This window comes from Mixta mediterraneensis (assembly GCF_030283135.1).
GTDB lineage: Bacteria > Pseudomonadota > Gammaproteobacteria > Enterobacterales > Enterobacteriaceae > Pantoea > Pantoea mediterraneensis.
Genome location: NZ_JASUAZ010000031.1, coordinates 20,059 through 39,654, shown reverse-complemented (window position 1 = coordinate 39,654; position 19,596 = coordinate 20,059). Strand labels below are relative to the sequence as shown.

Sequence of the window (19,596 nt, the reverse complement as noted above, 5' to 3'; positions counted from 1 at the left end):
GTGTAAAACACTAATCTCCACTCTGGTCTCCAATGTCATCATTGGCAGTGCCTTAAAACTGCCATTTTTACCCTAGGTGGGTCAGATTTACATCGGCAGGTGGGCCAGTTTTACATCGGTAGCGACAATAACAGACAAACAGCACGCTTCCGATGATTAAATAACGGCGTGGAAAGGTTTTAATTTTGGGGAAGCCAACAGTCAACAGCAACAGCAGGGAGCTCAGCGTATAAATCAGTGCTGCACCGCCGATGGCACCGAATCCCTCGCTTACGCTACGGATCAGCCCAACAATCGCTCTCCAGAGAACGATAGCGATCAAGCCCATCAGGGTGGCCTTTTTTTGTGTCATTTCACCAAAACCTCTTACTAAAAATCGATCGTAGCAGAGTCATAACCGGCTAAAAATCGTGTCACAGGATGAAGCGTATGCAGCAGGCTGTAAACAGAATCTGATTTGTCGTGATGTAAAAATGTATGCGATCAGGGCGAGCAGGCAGGAAAACAGGGCTGCCGCATTTAGCCGTATTAGCCGTAAGAGAAAAGGCCGATAACTTAACGTCATCGGCCTTTTATTGCGCTGCAATTCAGTAGGGATTATACGTTCTGCAATTGCTCTGCGGTTTTCTCAACCAGAGCCAGCAGCAGCTGAATGTCTTTCAGCGTCACGGTGGGGTTCAGTAACGTCATTTTCAGGCAAGTTACGCCATCAAATTCGGTTACACCCACATTAGCGCGACCGGATGCCAACAGCGCATCGCCGATTTGCTGGTTCAGCAATGCTACCGTTGCATTATCTGCGGTTGCCAGCGAAGCCGGACGATAACGGAACAGCACGCTTGCCAGTTGTGGCTCCATCACCAGTTCCAGTGATGCTTGCTCAGACACGTAGTGTGCAACCTGTTTCGCCAGTGTCACACCGTGATCGATAATCCCGGCATACTGCTTTTGCCCCAGCGCTTCCAGGCCCATCCACAGTTTTAAGGCATCAAAACGGCGAGTCGTCTGCAATGATTTGGAAACCAGGTTAGGCACGCCTTGTGCTTCATCAAACTCAGAGTTGAGATAAGCCGCCTGATAGCGCATTAACTCATAGTGTCGCGCTTCTTTTAGCAGGAAGGCACCGCAGCTGATGGTCTGGAAAAACTGCTTGTGGAAGTCCAGCGTAATAGAGTCCACCAGTTCAATGCCGTCCAGATAATCGCGATACTTTTCAGAAAGCAGCAGCGCACCACCCCAAGCCGCATCCACATGAACCCAAATATTGTGTTCAGCAGCCAGCGTGACAACGTCACGCAGCGGGTCGATGGCACCTGCATCAGTGGTGCCTGCGGTTGCAACGATTGCCAACACCTGCTCGCCATTGGTTTTTGCCAGCGCCAGTTTGTCAGCTAAATCGTTCACATCCATACGCGCAAAACGGTCGGTTTTTACCAGCGTGACGGACTGATAACCGAGGCCCAGCAGTGCCATATTCTTTTGCACTGAGAAATGGGCATTTTCAGAACAGAATACTTTGATTTTACGCAGGTCACCCGTCAGCCCTTCTTGCTGAATAGAGTGACCCTGGCGCGCAAAAAAGGCGTCACGCGCCAGCATTAACCCCATCAGATTGCTCTGCGTGCCACCGCTGGTGAAAACACCGGCATCGCCCGGCTGATAACCCACCTGAGTGCGTAGCCATTCAATGAGCTTCATCTCAATGATGGTGGCTGATGGACTTTGATCCCAGGAATCCATGCTCTGGTTGGTGGCATTAATCATCACCTCTGCGGCCTGGCTCACTACCAGGCTTGGGCAATGTAAATGTGCCACGCATTGTGGGTGATGCACCGACAGACTGTCTTTCAGGAAGTATTCAATCGCACGCTCAATAGCGGCCTGGTTGCCCAGCCCTTGCGGATTGAAATCCAGCGTAATGCGTTCACGCAGTTCAGCAACCGTTTTCCCCTGATACATCTCAGGCTGTTGCAACCACTTCACCACGGCCTGGCTGCTTTGCTCAATGGCTTGCTGGTACGCTTCGGTACTCTGTGCTGAGGCAGCCAGAATAGGATTTAACCGGGACATCGCATCTACTCCACTCATACCGGTTTAACGCCAGCAGACAGTAGGGCGTTTTCAAATTTATCGATAAACATATCCAGCTCTGCATTGGTGATTAGAAGCGAAGGCAGCAAGCGCAAAACGCTTCCGTGGCGTCCGCCACGTTCAAGGATCAGGCCATTCTCGAAACATTTTTTCTGTATTAATGCAGACAGTTCGCCGTCAGCCGGGAAGCAACCCATAGGGTCCTGCGCTTCGTTTGCTTTGACGATCTCAATGCCGATCATCAAGCCCAGACCACGCACGTTGCCGAGCACCGGATAACGTTTTTGCAACCCAGCCAGTTTGGCTTTCAGCCACTCGCCTTGATCGGCAACTTTTCCAGCAATATTGTTATCTTTCAGATAACGCAGCGTCGTCAGGCCGGTAGCCATTGCCAACTGGTTGCCACGGAATGTACCGGTATGATGGCCCGGCTCCCAGGCATCAAACTGCTTTTTGATACCCAATACCGCTAACGGCAAGCCACCGCCGACCGCTTTTGACATCACAATAATGTCTGGCTCAATACCCGCGTGTTCAAAGGCGAAGAATTTACCGGTGCGCGCAAAGCCCGCCTGGACTTCATCGATAATCAACAGGATGCCATGTTCCTGTGTGACTTTGCGAATGCGCTGCAGCCATTCAGCGGGGGCCGGGTTCACACCGCCTTCGCCCTGAACCGCTTCCAGAATCACAGCAGCAGGTTTACGCACGCCGCTTTCAACGTCGTTGATCAGATTTTCGAAGTAATAGGTCAGGGCTTTTACACCGGCATCGCCGCCAATACCCAATGGACAGCGGTACAGATGCGGATAAGGCATAAACTGCACTTCCGGCATCATGCCATTGACCGCTTCTTTTGGTGACAGATTACCCGTTACCGACAATGCGCCGTGGGTCATGCCATGATAGCCGCCGGAAAAGCTGATAACGCCCGTGCGGCCGGTATGCTTTTTCGCCAGCTTCAGTGCCGCTTCAACTGCATCAGCGCCCGAAGGGCCAGTAAATTGCAGGCAATACTCTTTGCCCTGGCCTGGCAATAACGAAAGCAGATAAGCAGAAAACTCATCTTTTAACGGTGTTGTTAAATCAAGTGTATGTAACGGCAAGCCGCTGGTAATGACATTTTGGATGCTTTGCAACACGTCAGGATGATTATGGCCCAGCGCTAATGTTCCTGCGCCTGCCAGACAATCAAGGTATTGCTTATTCTCAACGTCAGTAATCCACACGCCTTGTGCTTTGGCGATAGCTAATGGCAATTTGCGAGGATAACTTCTGACGTTTGATTCAAACTCAGCCTGTCTGGCTAAATAAGTTTCGTTATTACGGTTTAATGAATGCGCATCTAAACTGTCAATACGGACTTTATCCGTCATCATATCTCTCCTACAACCAAGCCATTACGTTATGTCTCAGTTGGTTAATTGAATAAAAAGTAAACCGATCATTAAAAAAACGCGGCCAATATAGGGCTTTTTAAGGTGGGACTCAATATTTAATTTTGTGTGGCTTAATTTGTAAGTTTTGTTTGATAATCAACGGGTTGCTTGTTTTTTGACCGCAGAGGATGGCATTTTTTTGTTACAAGATGATTAATAAAGCACAAAAAGCGCGCTTTTCCCTTTCATTATTTTTCTCTTTTCTATTTATAACAACGCATTAGCTAATGAGCATTGCTACCTGCGTATTAAAAGAAATTTAATTATAAGCTTCTTGTTACAACGCAACTTTTTTCGTCGGCTCTTTATAAGCACTCAGGCAGGTTATTACTGTTCAAAAACATTACCAATCTGCACTGTTATCTCGTCTGCCATCTTTTTAAGTTGGCGATAGAGATGTTTTTTAAGGGATTCAGATAACGATAGGATAAGGGATGGAGAGCGGTACACAGATTTAAGCTTATTTATCGGTTAACGCTGCGTAAAACCGGTTTTTTGTCCCGCTGATAGTGTTTTCATACGCATCCATACACAGGCTATCCCCATTTTCTGTGGATAACTTCGATTTATCCAAAGCCGTCGCGCCTTTCTATCATCAGAATCGCTTTAAAAACTTCCATGCACGCGTTTTCCCTGGTAACGGGCGCGTTAAAGCTTTGTCAGCGAGAGTTTGATGAGATGCTGCCCTCTGCCATGAAGGGAATACAGCCAGACTGGATTGCCGACTGCATGGTATTTTTTATGCATCAGAGTTGACGTAAGAGAACTGTCGGGAAGGGAGGTCAGTCGCGCAGGCCCATCACGTCTTCGTGGCGGGCAGCCGGAAACGATAAACTGACCAGAGCGCTTGAGCTTTATCGTCGCCCCGATTGTGGGCACTGAGATATTCTAACTGTGGAGCGGGTACATACATCCAGCCGTGTTGATCGATAACCAGTGCATTCGGCGTAACCAGACGGTTAACGGCAGGTTGAAAGGGACAAACCAGCCAGCCTGCAGGCACGACGTTGCGACAAACCTGCGGCCTCACACATGACGTCCACGGCTTCCCGCTTCTGGTCTGTCGTCAGAACTTTCGGCCCACCACCTGAAGCGCCTCCTTGTCCAGCATGGCTTCAGCGAGCAGCTTCCTGAGGCGGGTGTTCTCCTCTTCAAGTGACTTGAGCCGCTTCACTTCGGGGACTTCCATGCCGCCAAACTTCTTGCGCCAGGTGTAGGAGGTAGCGTCTGAAATAGCATGCCTGCGGCAGAGTTTCCGGGCCGCAACCCCGGCTTCGGCCTCGCGAAGGATAGTGATGATCTGTTCGTCGGAAAATCGCTTCTTCATGGGGATGTCCTCATGTGACTTATGAAGACATTACTAACATCGCGGTGTATTAATCAACGGGGAGCAGGTCACTAACTACTTCGCCATTCTGTTCGACAAGCCGCTTGATGATATCGAGAACATCTTCGTGGTGGAGATCTTCAAGGTTGGCGGCGCGACGGCTCCGAATGAGCACGCCGCCGCACACGAATTCTTCTATGTGCTGTACGGCGAAGGTATTGCACGCTGTAACCATGATGAGCTGGTGCTCATCAACCTTTTGAATAAACAGAGCCAGTCATGAAAAACATGCGTGCCGGCACATTTCCGGCATTCATGTTGCGAGGAAACGATCGCATGCCGCAGTGCTTTTAATATTGATTGCTTTAACAAACAAAACAGCCTGACGGCTGGAGGAAAACGTCGACTATAGCGAGCAAGGAGAGCATGCTTTTATCTTCACGAAAGCGATTGGTCAACTTTATCTACTCGCCGATCTGGATCAACCCGGCTGGACTGTTTGAAATAACAGGCGTGGTGATTTACATCATCAAGGCGATGAACTGAGGGATATGCGACTTTTCGCGGTGGGTGTCCAGAGTGGGCGATACAATTAAATAACTCAATCAAAGATGAACGGAAGCCCGCCTCCGCACAAGATATAATCTCAAGGTTGTTTTCATTAACGATAACTATATTATTATTCTTAAAACCTCACCTATAAAGGTTTGGCTCAAGTCATTTTAATAGTCATATTCATTCCTGTGCAACAAAATCCATAATCAGAAAATAACGACTTTATCGGCATGTTAAACCAGAGCTTTATATATTTTATAATGTACTTATTGAGACGCCATTAAGCTAAAACTATTTTATTTCAAATTATATATCATTCTGATAAGATGCCGCGCTTAATAAAAAATTATGCTTCCCTTACGAAACCATAACACATATACATTAAAGCAATTTAGCTATTTATGAGGGAAACGCTAAAATGTTGAGGAAATTTACACCAAATGAGAGTTGATAATTTCAGGAAGGATATTAATGGCTTAAGAGCTTATGCCATTGTGTTTGTAGTCTTATATCATTTTAACATCCCCTTGTTCAAGGCTGGTTTCATAGGTGTGGATGTCTTTTTTGTCATTTCCGGATTTTTGATGACAAAAATTATTGCGTCCGGGTTAATTCAACATAATTTCTATTTCGGGGCATTTTTCGCCTCCCGCTTCATACGCATAATTCCACCCGTCATTCTTCTTGTTCTGGCGGTTTTTTTTATAAATCTCTTTATCCTTACGCCAGTAGAACTTAGAGAATATGCAAAGTATTCGATTAAAGCCCTTTCGTTTACATCGAATTTTTCACTGCTTAAAGATGCTAATAACTACTTTTCATCTGTGGGCCAGGAAAATTTGTTATTGCACACCTGGTCCTTATCCGTTGAATGGCAGTTCTACTTAATCTATCCATTCATTCTTTGGATTGGTTTTAAATTCACACAGAGCCTTAAAAAAATCACCCTGTTGGTTGCGGCTTTATTCATCCTTTCACTTGCTGCCTGCATCGTAATGACAGAGCGTAATCAATTTTATGCGTTTTATATGCTTGTTACCCGTGCATGGGAAATGCTGGCAGGCGGACTGGTATTCCTGTTTAAGGCCAGGGCAAACAAAGCGGCTGCAAGCGCCGCGCCCTTTTATGCTGGCGTACTCGCCTTATTGATGTCCCTGATCCTGTTTGATGACCGTATCGCATGGCCGGGTTACTGCGCGGCTCTTACTGTTGCTGGCACAGCGCTGATCATCTATGCCGAACGTCAGGCCTCTTTTCTCTTTTCAGGGAAATGGCTAAGCCTTATTGGCCTGTCTTCCTATTCGATCTATCTGTGGCACTGGCCGGTAAGATATTTTCTATACTATGCGGGCACCAAACCTGGCACATTCTATACCGTCTGCGCAGTTATGCTGTCGTTTGCGATTGGACTTCTAAGCTATTTTGTCCTTGAGAAAAGATTGTTTAGCTGGTTTAAGAGTAAAAAGCGTCTGACTTCCATGACCGTTATTTGCCTGTCACTGGCAGTAATGATCTCCGTATCTGACTTTACCCGTAAGTCATCCGGATTCCCCTGGCGAGGCGGTGTATCTTATATGGCTGCCATAGAGCATCTGGCTTTACCTAACCCAAAAAACGGCTGGTGCTTTTATACTATCGCCAGTACGCCATCACTGACGGTTGGTAAAGAGGGTGTGGAATGCCACATTGGCGCCACTGAAGAAGGCGGCAAAAAAGCATTACTGTTTGGTGATTCATATGCCGGCCAGTATCTTCCTTTATGGGATGCGCTGGGCAGAAAAACCGGTCTCGATATTCAGGCTGTCACAACAAACTGGTGTAACCCGTCCGACGGCGAAGATTTTTTTGGGCCGAAGACCTCCCGGGCATATGAGCAATGTTTGTATAACAGACACTACGTAACCGAAAATATCCAAAACTACGATTATATTATTCTGGGCGGTTCATGGTCGAAAAACTTCTCAAGTCCTGACACGGTTAAAGGGCTTGAGCATATTATCAATCTTGCCAAAGGTAAGAAAATAATCATCATGGCAGAACCCTATCAATTTAATGCTGATATCGGTGAGCTTTATAAACGGAGTGTCTGGAAGAAAGAACGCTTTGATATATCGCCTTACATGGATGCATCGTCTTTGGCGGGTATGAAGAATGCAGATGGTATTCTGGATAAACTGAGCCAGACCTATTCCAATATACTTTATCTGACCCGTGATGATTTGTTTGATAAATCTCAGTACGCAAACCGGGATGTGCCGTATTCGTTAGATGGCGGACATATCAGTGTCGTAGGCTCAGTTGAAGCTGAAAAGTTTTTTTCATCGCATGCCGGCAGAAACAAACTCGAAGCTTTCTTATCAAATTAGGCCGAAGCTCTCAGCGAGGACAGGCCCGACTGGCCTCGCTGAGTCACGCCGGCATGACCTGTTGTCGTGCCGGCACATTCCAGTACTCTGTCCGCTCTTCGCTCAAAATCCCCGTTCAACGTTGCTCTGAGCTGCTTCAGATCTTGTTGGAACCGAACAGTTTTTTTGCGAACAGGCGATCAGGTAAAATGCGGGCACGCAGCCTACATTAACATATTAATAAATTTCATTTTTCTGTGATAATTCCCGCTTTTAATAAGCTTCAGCAATAAATCAACGCTTTACTCAGAGCGGGGGATCTAACTTAATTAGATAGAAAACAAAGGGTTGTTTTTTGGTTGAGCGATTTCACGGAAAAATCTCACGTTACCTGGTATAGATGAAATTTCATTAATTTATTATTTGGTTGGCTCACTTTCTCGTTATTATTCCTAAAGTATCGACAAAGGAGCACGACGGGTTATACTGCGGTTCTTATTTGACCTATGAACCTTCAAGCGGTACGGATATGTATGATTCCCTGACAATTGCATTACTTCAGGCACGTGAAACGGCGATGGGATATTTCCGGCCTATACTCAACCGCCACAATCTGACCGAGCAGCAATGGCGTATCATCCGCATACTGGCCGAGCATCGCTCGCTGGATTTTCATGAGCTGGCACAGCAGGCGTGTATTTTACGTCCCAGCCTGACCGGTATTCTGTCGCGTCTCGAACGGGACGGATTAGTGTTTCGCCTGAAACCGCTGAACGATCAGCGCAAACTTTTTGCCTCTCTGACGCCGCAGGGCGTGGTGCTGTATCAAAAAGCCTGCGATGAAATCGACGCAGGTTATCAACAGATTGAACAACAGTTTGGACAACAGAAAATGCAGCAGCTGAAGGCGCTGTTACAGGAGTTCAATACGCTGCGTGCCGCCGATGCTTCTGTGAGCGATGCGCAAAACCTGGCTGGCTAACGCAACCAGATTTTGCGCACGGATACAGCATAAATAATCGCGTTAAGGCAGAAAGTTAAATCGCGGCGTCACAGTTTTTTGTCAGCGCGTTACAGCTTCACTTTCACCTGTATGCCCGCGACCCATGCATCTTTAATCGCTTTGCTGGAGAAAGCGCCGGGCTCTTTAATGTACTGAACGCTGGGGCGAAGAGAGAGCCACGGCGTCGCCTGTAGCGTGTACGTCAGCTCCACTAGTTGTTCGGCACGATCCAGTGAATCTGCATTAGCCGCTGCGGTGAAATCGCCGCTCTGTCGCCAGGCGCCAATATCTGCCTGTCGGCTGTCTTTGTTATATTCAGCGCGTCCATAACCGATGGCGATGGCGTCGTGAGGACGAGATTCAAAAGGTCCATTGAGCACGAATCCTGCGCTATACCAGTGGCGGAAGGGTGAAGTCTCTTTATCAGTCGTGGTCCACTGTCCAAAAACATGCAGGTTTCTGGCTGATAAACGGTCGGATTGCCACAGGGTCTGATCGGCCAGCACATAGGCACCATAACGTCCCGACGCTTTATGGCTGCTGTCATCAATGCGTGCCACATCGGAAGAATCATAGTAATAACCGACTTTATACTGACCAGGCAGTTCGCCATGATGCGTATAAATGACTTCAACAGGCGCGATAGCACCTGTCGTTCCGCTGGAGAAAGGCTTAAATGCTTTTGATGGCGCGCCGTTTACGCGCGGATTAACGTTAAAAATTGCCGCCTGCACCGCCCACTGATCGTTAATGTCATAACGCAGTTCACCGCCCAGGTGGGCGTTAGGATAGTTACCCCAGCCGCTGCCGCCAGACATAGACAAGGGATGAGCGCAGAAGCCAGCGTTCATAAAATTAGTCAGGATCGACATCCCACCAAAATCGTTCCCCATCGCCATTAAACCCAGCTTTATTTTCAGGTTTGGCGTGAACAGGGTGATGGCATAACTGAACTCACTCAGGCGAGTGTAAAGACCACCATAAACTTCCTGCGCAGGCAGGCGGTTGCCGACCAAATCTTCCGAAACACTGCGACCACGGCGATCATTCAGCGTGATCTGGAAAGTACCGGCATGTTCAGCGGAAAACATTTTATTCAGATCAAATGTTGCGCCGATCCGTATCTGCTGAGCATAACGGGTGCCATAACGCTCGCCGCCATGTAACACACCTGCGGTTTCAGAGGTGTACTCGCCGGTCATATTCACACCAGCATTATTCAGATCCGTGCGTGCGCCTCCCCAGTCGCCTGTTAACGTATCCTGTTGCAGAAGGTCGGCGGTCTGCGCCAGCGCTCCCCATGAACAAAACAGCAGCGAGCAGGCCAGGGGTGAAAAGAGGAAAAAATGTCGTTTCATTTAAAAATACGAGGAGAGCAGAAAAGGAGGCAAATAATACACGAAAATTTTTCACGTAATTATAAATCTATGCTTATTTCTCGGTTTGGTGAAGCTTATATTCAACGCCAAAGCCAGACTGACGTGGCCGTTTTCCGCCACCATTAAAAGATCCGACATATCTTTTATTCTGTTTAATCAATCCCAGGGAAGCTTCACAAGCGAGCATTTTGAATTAAGTGTGATGATAAATGAAACCCTGTTATTCCAACACCGATGCAAGCTGGCATCAGCAAAAAAATCACAGGCAGGTTCAATTGTCACTGGTTAAACGCAATGTGAATCTGGCTTCGCCAGAAGACCGAAACATCCTCCGGCGAACGGTTGTTGCTACAGACGAACGCCGCTTTCCTTATCAAACAGATGAACATGGCGAGGGTCGATATTTAACGCCACGGTCTCCCTTGGCTTCGCCATGATTCTTCCTGTTAACTGCACATGAACAGGAAAGCCATTCCAGTCCAGATGAAGCAGGCTCGATTCTCCCGTTACTTCCACTACCTTAACCACTTCGCCACTCATGCCGGACTGTGATGTCATCCAAAGCAATGTGTTCTGAGTGATCAACTGCGGCATATCCAGCAAACGCCCCGCATCGACGCGCCACACCGGCAAGCCACGCGCGATCAGCTCGTGTTCAACCGGGATAAGTGCATAATCAGACGAGCCCATACCAGCCAAAACAATGCGGTCATAACTGTGCACATCCAGTTCATACAGCCCGGCGGGCAGAGCGTAATGCAGCGGGTCGCTTAACGCATCAGGCTGCTGGAGGATGTCTTTTTCATATTCACTCGGGCTGCTCATTACTCTTTTCCTGTCTTAGCCGATAGCAGTAAAATAGGGTATCGCGCGTTATCGCACGTTTGTGATCTACAGGACCGTGCTGATCCGCCTTTGTGGGAAACGGGTGCGATTCTGCGCTATCTGGCTAATCGATACGGAACAGAAAGCTTCTGGCCTGCTGATTTGCTAAAAAGAACGAACGTTGATCGCTGGGCTGAATGGTCAAAAATTAATGTCGCAATGGCATTTACTGCGCCGGTGTTCTGGCGTGTTGTCCGAACCGCTCAGGAAAAGCGAGACGAGAATGCAATACGAGGCGCAATGGCTACGCTGGAGCAGAATCTTTTGATTGCAGAGAGGCAACTGGAGAAACACAGCTATCTGGCAGGGGATGATTTTTCCCTGGCCGACATCCAGCTTGGACATGTGTTGTACCGCTATTACAGTATCGACGTCGTTCGGCAGCCCTTAGCTAAATTACGTTCTTATTACGATCGCCTTGCTGCGCGAGCGGCTTTCCGGGAACACGTCATGGTTTCCTATGAAGAGTTACGTGTTTAGTCCGTGGCCGGCCCGTCTGTAGCATAGCGGGATTTCGCGAGTTTCAGGATGCGTTTTCCATGCCAAAAGAGTGGGTCAAAGCGAAGCTGACAGGCGCAGGAATTTCTGAATAAAAACATGCTTTTTGCGGCAAAAAGCCTAACGCGCGGCGCTGAGAAAAGTGGCGAAATTCATCGCCACTTTTAATCAGGAAAAAAGAGTTAACTGATGGTGGCTGGCTTACAGCAGAGAGAAAGGATATTCAACAAACACGCGAATTTCATTGCCGCCGATATTGTAATCAGCCGCATCTGATGAAACGCGCAGTACTGAATAACGCACTTTCAACTTGAGATCTTTAGCCGGTCCATTCTGAACTTTGTACTGAATCTGATTAAAGAATTCATGCTCATGTCCATTGCCTGAAGCTGCAGTTTTGATGTTATCGCCGCGCACATAAGCCACGTCATAGCTCAAGCCAGGTACACCTAAGCCGGCGAGATCGACAGAATAGGCTAGCTGCCATGAACGCTCATCTTCACCGTTAAAATCTGACCAGTAAGAGTTAGCCAGCCAAATTGAGTTGCCGCCATCGCCGATGCCACCTTGATTGCGATAGCCACCATAATGGTAGCCGGTGCTACCGCTACTTTGCTGATAAGCAACCTTAAAGGTGTGAATATCCCATACATAGCTGGCCGCAAGGCTCCAGATAGTGTTACTGCGGCCGGTGTTCTGGCTATCGGCAAATGACTGGTCGAGGCGTGAGTTATAGCCATTGAAATCCAGAATTAGCGCCTGGTCTGCGGCAAAAGGCTGTCGATAATTCAGACCAAGGTATTGTTTGTTCAAAACATCCTGAACATCAGAAGCGTAGAATGCGCCGCTGAATTGATCGTTAAACTGATAATGTGCGCCTGCGAAAGTCAGGCTGTTCAAGCCCGTATCATGGCTGTCGTCACTTTTCTGTTGCTCAGCGGTAAAATATCCCGCGCTAACATCCAGACCATCAATTTCTTGTGAATCAAGCATAAAACCGGTGAAGGTTTCAGTCAGCAGACGAGAATCATCGGCATTCAGAATCGGCAGAGCAGGACGCTGTGTGCCATAGCTCAGCACCGTATTCGAGAAGCGCATTTTGGCGGTGGCACCAAACTTAGCGAGATTGGATTTAGCCCGGCCATCGTTATCCTGCGCAAAAAAGTCGATACCGCCACTGCCACTGCGTCCTCGTCCGCCATCAAGACGAACAGCATATTGCGCCAGTGCATCAACGCCGAAACCCACCGGACCTTGGGTAAAACCGGATGAATAGGACGCAATAACGCCCTGGCCCCATTCTGCACGCTCTTTAATTCCATGAGGCTTATAGTCGCGATCGATAAATGCATTACGTAATAAAACATCAAGATGGCTGTCTACAATAAACCCGTTGCTTTCAGGCCCAGAACTGGCATAAGCAGCATTTGCTGAGAGCGCAGCAAGTACGGTTAATGGCAAAACTTTATTCACTTTTTCTAACCTGTTATTTTAAGTTACTTAGTCGATACCCTGTTATCAGCGGCGCGGGCCCCTGAGGCGGCACAATTTATCATTGTTTCAAAGCGATATTATGGAAAGCTTTTATCGAATAATGCTAATTTTATGAAATCGTGCAGGTCAGAAAATGTGCATAAAGTAAAATGCACTGCCAGGCGCAAACACGATCGGCGCCTCTATTCAGAGAAAACGCAGGAGATAATATATCCGTAATGTCATTAGATATGGTGGGTTACTGGATTTTATTGTGCTAATTTTGCCAGGCAGCTAATTAAGCTGCGCTATACATTTTATCTCGTGATTAATTAATTTCGCATAAGCTGACGAATACTATTTATAAGGGTAAACAAAACCCTCCTTGAAAGCGGGGTGCTTTGTACTGGAAGCTGCTTTCTGTGTGCGGATTTCCGGCTTTATTGAGCCGTTTGCCTTTGATAGTGAGTGCCGTTGTATCGAGACGATAACGTGTGCCGCCGATTGCGGTGGGCTGCGCCTGTGATTCCCAACAGCCTCCCTGAGAAGGTATGGTGATAAGTGAAACTTCCTGCCATGTACGTAATGTAACAGGGAAGAATGGGTTAACCTTTCATACTGGTATATACATGAACAATACATCGATCGCCACACGACCTAAGACCTATTTGAATGTTCTTCTCATACTGGGCGTCACGCATTTACTTAACGATCTTATCCAGTCGTTAATCCCTGCCGTTTACCCGATTCTGAGAGAAAAATATCAGCTCGATTTTATCCAGATTGGCATCATTACACTCACTTTCCAGATTGCAGGCTCCCTGCTTCAGCCGGTTGTAGGAGCGGTCACCGATCGACATCCTTTTCCCTACTCAACTGTTATCGGAATGATGTTTACGCTTTCTGGATTAGTGGGGCTTGCCTATGCGCCCTCATACAATCTGATCCTGCTTTCGGCTGCCAGCATTGGAATCGGTTCTTCAATTTTTCATCCCGAAGCCACAAGAATGGCACGCTATGCATCGGGCGGGCGACAGGGGCTTGCACAGGGCATATTTCAGGTAGGCGGTCAGGCGGGCGGGGCAATGGGTCCTCTGTTTGCGGCACTGGTAATCGTGCAACGTGGACAGCAAAGCCTGGCGTGGTTTGCCATATTCGCTTTGCTTGCTGTCGTTCTGATGGTCTGGACGGCCGGACGGCATGACGCTATCAAAAATAGTTTTATTCAGTCGATTAAAGAAAAGGGCGAAAAAGGGCATAAAGCAAAAACGTATCCGCAGGCAATGGTAACGACAGGTCTGATTGTGCTTACGCTGCTGATGTTTTCAAAAAATGCTTACGTGGAAAGTTTCCGATCGTTTTACACCTTTTATTTAATTGACCATTTTGGGGTTTCTGTCAAAACCTCTCAGTTTATGCTGTTTCTGTTCCTTTTTTCTTCAGCGGCAGGCGCTTTACTCGGTGGTATCGTAGGGGATCACATTGGGCGCTATAAGATAATCTGGATTTCGATATTAGGCCCGTTACCGCTAACGCTGATGTTGCCTTATGCGGATTTTTTCTGGACGGTGATCCTCACGGTATCCATAAATCTGATAATGGCGAGTGCATTCGCATCCATCCTTATTTATGCGATGGAGCTTGCACCCAACCGGATTGGTCTGGTTGGCGGTCTGTTTTATGGACTTAATTTTGGTCTGGCTGGCATTGCTGCGGCCGTACTGGGAGCGCTCGCGGACAAAACAGGGATCGAAAACGTTTACTGGCTATGCTCGTTTCTTCCTTTGGCGGGATTACTCACCTGGTTCCTTCCAAAAATCGAGAGCAATTAGGCATTCATTTAGAACAGGCCGTCTACTATTTTGGCGGGCCTGTTTTATACCATCCTTATAAAAATTCCATGCACTGATTAATCATTAATCAAGGCGTATTGTGGCTTCATCTTATACTCCGAGAAACACGATAAGCCAGCGTTGGGCGTCTGACCTCGTCATCACGTTTTTCTGCTATACCTTATTGGCAGCCTGGCATAAGACAGAAGGACGTTACGGTGTGACGTGAAATAGTCGAACCTGTAAATTATCCCGCCCATTTAACGGGCATTTTTGCTGACTAAAATTGTAATGAACCTGGTAGGTTTACCCTTCATCTAATCCATCTTTACTAAATGCCCGGGTTTTAATTTAATATCAAAAATTGATGTTTATTTATTGTTTTTTTGTTGCCGATTTTATCTGTAATTAAAAACCCTTAAAACCCGATATTTTTGTTAACAGCAGGCTATTCATTCCTTTACACTGTTGCCTCTGATTAATTCGTCAGGATGCGCAGATTTGTTTTCTCTCATTCGATTCTCCCGAAATAAACTGCCTGCGGCGATCGCGATTATTGCGATCATGCTGCTGTTTATTGCGCCGGATGTATCGAAAACGCTGGAGCACAGGCGGATGGAAAATCATGATGAACATGTTGTGATGCCCGCTTCGACTGACAGGCATCACATCAATGCCATGACAGATGCCAGCGATACCGATGTAACGCAGCAGATGCCATTAATGCATGCCTCTGTGAGCGGGATGGGCGGGATGATGAACGATGCCGCCTGTGGCTACTGCGTTATGCTGATTCATCTGCCATTAATGCTCTGGATCTTCGCCGCCATAGTCTGGCTGACTCTGCGGGTATCCTGTGCACCGCCGCCACGTATTATCCTGCCGCGTTTTACGGTTTACTTCCCCGGACTTGCCCAGCCCCGCGCACCTCCTTTCGACTGATTTTTGATTCTCTACCCAACATTTCGTCAGGTATGAGGCCGACGCTTTTTTGAAAATATGCGTATTACGCAGAATTAATATCGTCTTTAAATGATGTGGTTCTTTATTTAACGGGATTAGTTTATTCATTCCGTCATCGCTGAATACATTCCCGCTAATAATGCACTGCGGATAAAGCGTATTAATTATCGGCCTAACGTTTTGATTGTCTCCTGCCCTATTGCAGTGGACCGAATTTTTGTATGTCAAAATCAGGATAAATTATGTATAAGAAACCTCTTCCTCTGAGCGTAATAAGCTTAGCTGTTTTCGTGGGTTGCATTATGCCTGGAATCACCCTTGCCGATAATCACCCTTCCAGATATGACGTCGTTGAAGAAAACGTTTCACAGGATGATCCGGTGATGACAGTGACGGCACCGGAAGCCTCTCCGCTGACCGTCGTGACAAATCTTAAAACTCCACGTCAGCCGGTTCCGGCCAGCGATGGTTCTGATTACCTCAAAACCATTCCCGGCTTCTCGCAGATCCGCAATGGCGGCACCAATGGCGACCCGGTATTTCGCGGCATGTTTGGCTCACGACTGCGTATTCTGACCAATAACAGTGACATGCCCGGCGCATGTCCGGCGAGGATGGACGCGCCCAGTTCATATATTTCGCCAGAGAACTTTGATGTGCTGACGCTGGTGAAAGGACCCGAAACGGCGCTGTGGGGGCCGGGTAATTCAGCCGGTACGTTACGTTTTGACCGGCTACCGCCACAGTTCGATAAGCCGGGAATAAAAGGCAGCGTCAGCCTGCTGGCCGCGTCCAGTCGCCGTTATGACGAAAACGCCGATGTCAGCCTGGGCAGTGAAAAGGGCTATATTCGTCTGACCGGCAATAAATCCCATTCCAGCGATTACCAGGACGGTAATGGCGATCGTGTCCCATCCCGATGGGATAAATGGAATGCAGATGTTGCCGTTGGCTGGACGCCGGACAAAGACACGCTACTCGAATTAACGGCAGGTAAGGGCGACGGCGAAGCACGTTATGCCGGACGCGGCATGGACGGTTCTCAGTTTAAACGTGAAAGCCTGGGTATGCGCTTCGAAAAATCCAGTATTGGGGATGTGTTCGATAAGTTCGAAGCCAGTACATATTACAACTATGCCAACCACATTATGGATAACTATTCGCTTCGTTCTCCTTCCGGTCCGTCAATGGGCGGTATGGGTCCGATGGATATGGGTTCCTCACTGGGCATGGCATCGATGGATATGCCTGACGCTTCGTCAATGCATATGAGCGGGCCAATGGCCATGCAGCTAGACCGCCGCACAGTGGGAGGGCGTATGATGGGCACCTGGCTGTGGCAGGACGTTCAGCTACAGAGCGGGGCAGACATGCAACTGAATACCCATCGCAGCAAAAAGAACCGCGGCTGGGTAAAAGATGCACGCTTCCACGATTACGGGGTGTTTAGCGAACTGACCTGGTACGCCACGACACAAAATAAAGTCATTGGCGGTGCACGACTGGATCGCGCCATCGTTGATAACGAGGCCAGCAACGGAGAGGACAGCCGCAGCGATACGCTTCCGGCAGGATTTGTCCGCATTGAACACACTCTGCTCGACATCCCACTCATGATGTATGCGGGAGTGGGCTATACCGAACGCTTCCCCGACTACTGGGAGCTTTTCTCGCCAACTTACGGGCCGGGCGGTAGTGCGAGCGCCTTTGACAATGTCAAAACCGAAAAGACCACTCAGCTGGATATTGGCGCTCAGTACAGCGGTGAACGCTTTACCGGGTGGGTGTCTGCCTGGCTCGGACGCGTGAACGACTACATCCTGTTTCGTTATGATTCCGCAAATGTCTATATCAGCCAGGCCGATAATGTTAATGCCATGACTATGGGCGGCGAGACCGGTTTCAGCTACCAACTGACCGACCACTGGAAAACCGATGCCAGCCTTGCGTATTCGTGGGCAGAAAACACCGCAGACAATAAGCCGTTGCCGCAAATTCCACCGCTGGAAGCGCGTCTCGGTCTGAACTGGGAGTCTGGCAACTGGAGCAGCGGTGGGTTAATGCGACTGGTCAGCAGTCAGCATCGCATCGCTGAAAACGAAGGTAACGTGGTTGGAAAAGATTTCGAGCGCAGTTCCGGCTTCGCCATTTTCTCGGCCAATGTCACTTACAAAGCCACCCAGAATGTAAAGCTCAGCGCCGGAATAGATAACCTGTTCGACACCGCCTACAGCGAACATCTCAACCTTGCCGGTAATAGTGCCTTTGGCTACTCCGCCAATACGCCGGTCAACGAGCCGGGCAGAACCTGGTGGGTGAAAGCCAACGTGACGTTCTGATTAACATTACTGGCGCGCCCGTTTCTGAACTGGCGCGCTGCGCCACCCTGTGATCGCTGGGGTAATCAGCGTGAGCTCGTTAGCACGCTTACGCTGATTACCTCGTTCTGCTCTCACCGGGAAGAGAAGCGGGTGCATTGCGCGGTTTCACTGATGAACCAGGAATTATCCCTTATGATCTCAACGAAAGTATGCACCACTAATAAAACACGTAAGCTCAGCCCATTGATTATAAAATCCATAATCAATTTTGTACTCTCGATTTAGCTGGCCACAAGGTAAGTTAATGATTAATAGCGGTAATTTTGACAGGGGCATTCTGACATGCCTGATCTGAATCCTGACAAATACCAGAGGCCCATACCTGCCCATCTCCAATCATAATGCCTTGATCTCTTACAAAAAGATCTTCGTACTTCTGATTAGCAATGGCTTTTTTTACATTACTATTCAGGATGTTATCGTAGTTTTTAATGAAGGCGGAGCTGGTGGTTATTTTCTTTTTATTGATAGTAATAGGATATTCCACCAGGCTGGCTACAGCGGCTTTATCGTTACTTGCAACTGCATGCTGAAGAGCGTTAAGGAAATCATGGTAAGCCTGGTGATCTCCTAAGAGAGACTCTATCTGCTGATCCACTTCAGCAGTTGTGTTAGCTAAGACCGTATTAGTGCTACCTGCTAAAACGCACAACCCTAAAAATAACGTAGCGATACCTTTCATAATATACTCCTGATTATTCGGTTAAAGAGGATTTTGCCCCATAAATTTTAGATTACATATAGATTTTGTGGATATTAAATTAAGAATTTTGGCATCGCGTGATGTAAAGGAAATTCCTGGAAGAGATGAGGAAGGTGATAGCTGTTAAAACGTTATCAGTAAAATTCACGGGGTTTTACTTTGTTTTCCATCTTGCTATTGCATCCACACCTGTTCCTGGTGTTTCAGCAGCCTCATTTAAAGTTAGTTTTAACTGTTTGCTTTCATATCTGTAACTTCATAGTGCGCATTCCTGACAAGCGCTTCGACGTCATGGTTAAAATTGACATTTTTTCCAAAAATATTCTTATTTCATCTGGAAATTCATGCCGTATTTTTCAGCCGTTTTGTCAGCTTCTTAGGCGCTACTTCTTTTGCACCAGATAAATCTATTGTTAGCACTTTTCAGCGAGGGCATGGCCGGGCAGGTGATTTCTTTAGTCGCGAGGGAATCAATCAGACACAGCCGCTATTACTCTGAGAACCTGTAGCCATGCTGATTTTACGTAGGCTGGCCGTATATTCTGGATCAGATCAGTCTTATCAGGGGGTTCCATCAACTCCCGCTGAAGTCCGTTAATCTCATCAGCTTGAGCAATCTCATCTGCTAAGTAAAAATAATAATTTAATAAGCTTTATTACAGGGCTTATTTATATATGTTGTACGCCTTTTGCACTGGCAACCTAACTTACCGGATGCTGAA

Annotated in this window: 13 protein-coding genes and 3 pseudogenes; 7 read left to right on the top strand and 9 right to left on the bottom strand. The window is 47.7% G+C overall.

All coding sequences use genetic code 11. From position 1 onward, the window contains the following. Positions 1-127: 127 nt before the first annotated feature. From QRY16_RS15950 to QRY16_RS15930, 5 genes and pseudogenes are all read right to left on the bottom strand, one after another. Positions 128-352: pseudogene (locus QRY16_RS15950) on the bottom strand (EamA family transporter); the annotation flags it as partial. Positions 353-597: 245 nt separating this feature from the next. Next, positions 598-2,070, bottom strand: a complete 1,473-nt coding sequence (locus QRY16_RS15945; RefSeq protein ID WP_289777300.1) for a pyridoxal phosphate-dependent decarboxylase family protein — start codon at positions 2,068-2,070, stop codon at positions 598-600. A 14-nt stretch (positions 2,071-2,084) separates the two neighbouring features. Next, positions 2,085-3,470, bottom strand: coding sequence for a diaminobutyrate--2-oxoglutarate transaminase (locus QRY16_RS15940; protein WP_193406222.1), 1,386 nt, complete (start codon positions 3,468-3,470; stop codon positions 2,085-2,087). An 859-nt stretch (positions 3,471-4,329) separates the two neighbouring features. After that, a complete protein-coding gene (locus QRY16_RS15935) occupies positions 4,330-4,560 on the bottom strand; it encodes a hypothetical protein (protein WP_289777301.1) in 231 nt (76 codons plus the stop codon). Further along, a pseudogene (locus QRY16_RS15930) lies at positions 4,493-4,857 on the bottom strand (transposase); the annotation flags it as partial. The pseudogene QRY16_RS15930 and the gene QRY16_RS15935, both read right to left, overlap by 68 nt. A gap of 127 nt (positions 4,858-4,984) precedes the next feature. Between QRY16_RS15930 and QRY16_RS15925 the strand changes: the two are divergent. The 3 genes from QRY16_RS15925 to hpaR all read left to right on the top strand — a co-directional run bounded on the left by QRY16_RS15925 (position 4,985) and on the right by hpaR (position 8,739). Next, a complete protein-coding gene (locus tag QRY16_RS15925) occupies positions 4,985-5,140 on the top strand; it encodes a cupin domain-containing protein (protein WP_289777298.1) in 156 nt (51 codons plus the stop codon). A 712-nt stretch (positions 5,141-5,852) separates the two neighbouring features. After that, complete coding sequence (locus QRY16_RS15920; protein ID WP_289777297.1) at positions 5,853-7,778, top strand: acyltransferase family protein; 1,926 nt, start codon at positions 5,853-5,855, stop codon at positions 7,776-7,778. 508 nt (positions 7,779-8,286) lie between these two features. Beyond that, positions 8,287-8,739, top strand: a complete 453-nt coding sequence (hpaR, locus tag QRY16_RS15915) for a homoprotocatechuate degradation operon regulator HpaR (protein WP_193406224.1) — start codon at positions 8,287-8,289, stop codon at positions 8,737-8,739. Positions 8,740-8,828: 89 nt separating this feature from the next. Here the strand turns inward: hpaR and QRY16_RS15910 are convergent, their stop codons facing one another. Continuing rightward, positions 8,829-10,118: a carbohydrate porin gene (locus tag QRY16_RS15910; RefSeq protein WP_289777296.1), complete on the bottom strand. Its 1,290-nt coding sequence runs from the start codon at positions 10,116-10,118 to the stop codon at positions 8,829-8,831. 369 nt (positions 10,119-10,487) lie between these two features. Further along, positions 10,488-10,964: a hypothetical protein gene (locus QRY16_RS15905; RefSeq protein ID WP_289777295.1), complete on the bottom strand. Its 477-nt coding sequence runs from the start codon at positions 10,962-10,964 to the stop codon at positions 10,488-10,490. 66 nt (positions 10,965-11,030) lie between these two features. Here QRY16_RS15905 and QRY16_RS15900 point away from each other — a divergent pair. Beyond that, a pseudogene (locus QRY16_RS15900) lies at positions 11,031-11,504 on the top strand (glutathione binding-like protein); the annotation flags it as partial. A gap of 219 nt (positions 11,505-11,723) precedes the next feature. Here QRY16_RS15900 and QRY16_RS15895 read toward each other — a convergent pair. Beyond that, complete coding sequence (locus tag QRY16_RS15895) at positions 11,724-12,995, bottom strand: OprD family outer membrane porin (protein ID WP_289777293.1); 1,272 nt, start codon at positions 12,993-12,995, stop codon at positions 11,724-11,726. Positions 12,996-13,546: 551 nt separating this feature from the next. On the opposite strand from QRY16_RS15895, the gene QRY16_RS15890 reads away from it, so the two are divergent. The 3 genes from QRY16_RS15890 (at position 13,547) to QRY16_RS15880 (ending at position 18,129) form a co-directional block, all read left to right on the top strand. Continuing rightward, positions 13,547-14,827, top strand: a complete 1,281-nt coding sequence (locus tag QRY16_RS15890) for an MFS transporter (RefSeq protein WP_289777292.1) — start codon at positions 13,547-13,549, stop codon at positions 14,825-14,827. A 501-nt stretch (positions 14,828-15,328) separates the two neighbouring features. Beyond that, on the top strand, positions 15,329-15,769 hold the full coding sequence (locus QRY16_RS15885) for a DUF2946 domain-containing protein (RefSeq protein WP_193406228.1): 441 nt from the start codon (positions 15,329-15,331) through the stop codon (positions 15,767-15,769). A gap of 404 nt (positions 15,770-16,173) precedes the next feature. Continuing rightward, positions 16,174-18,129, top strand: a complete 1,956-nt coding sequence (locus QRY16_RS15880; RefSeq protein ID WP_289777299.1) for a TonB-dependent copper receptor — start codon at positions 16,174-16,176, stop codon at positions 18,127-18,129. A gap of 283 nt (positions 18,130-18,412) precedes the next feature. Here the strand turns inward: QRY16_RS15880 and QRY16_RS15875 are convergent, their stop codons facing one another. Then, on the bottom strand, positions 18,413-18,853 hold the full coding sequence (locus QRY16_RS15875) for a hypothetical protein (protein WP_193406230.1): 441 nt from the start codon (positions 18,851-18,853) through the stop codon (positions 18,413-18,415). Positions 18,854-19,596 lie beyond the last annotated feature (743 nt).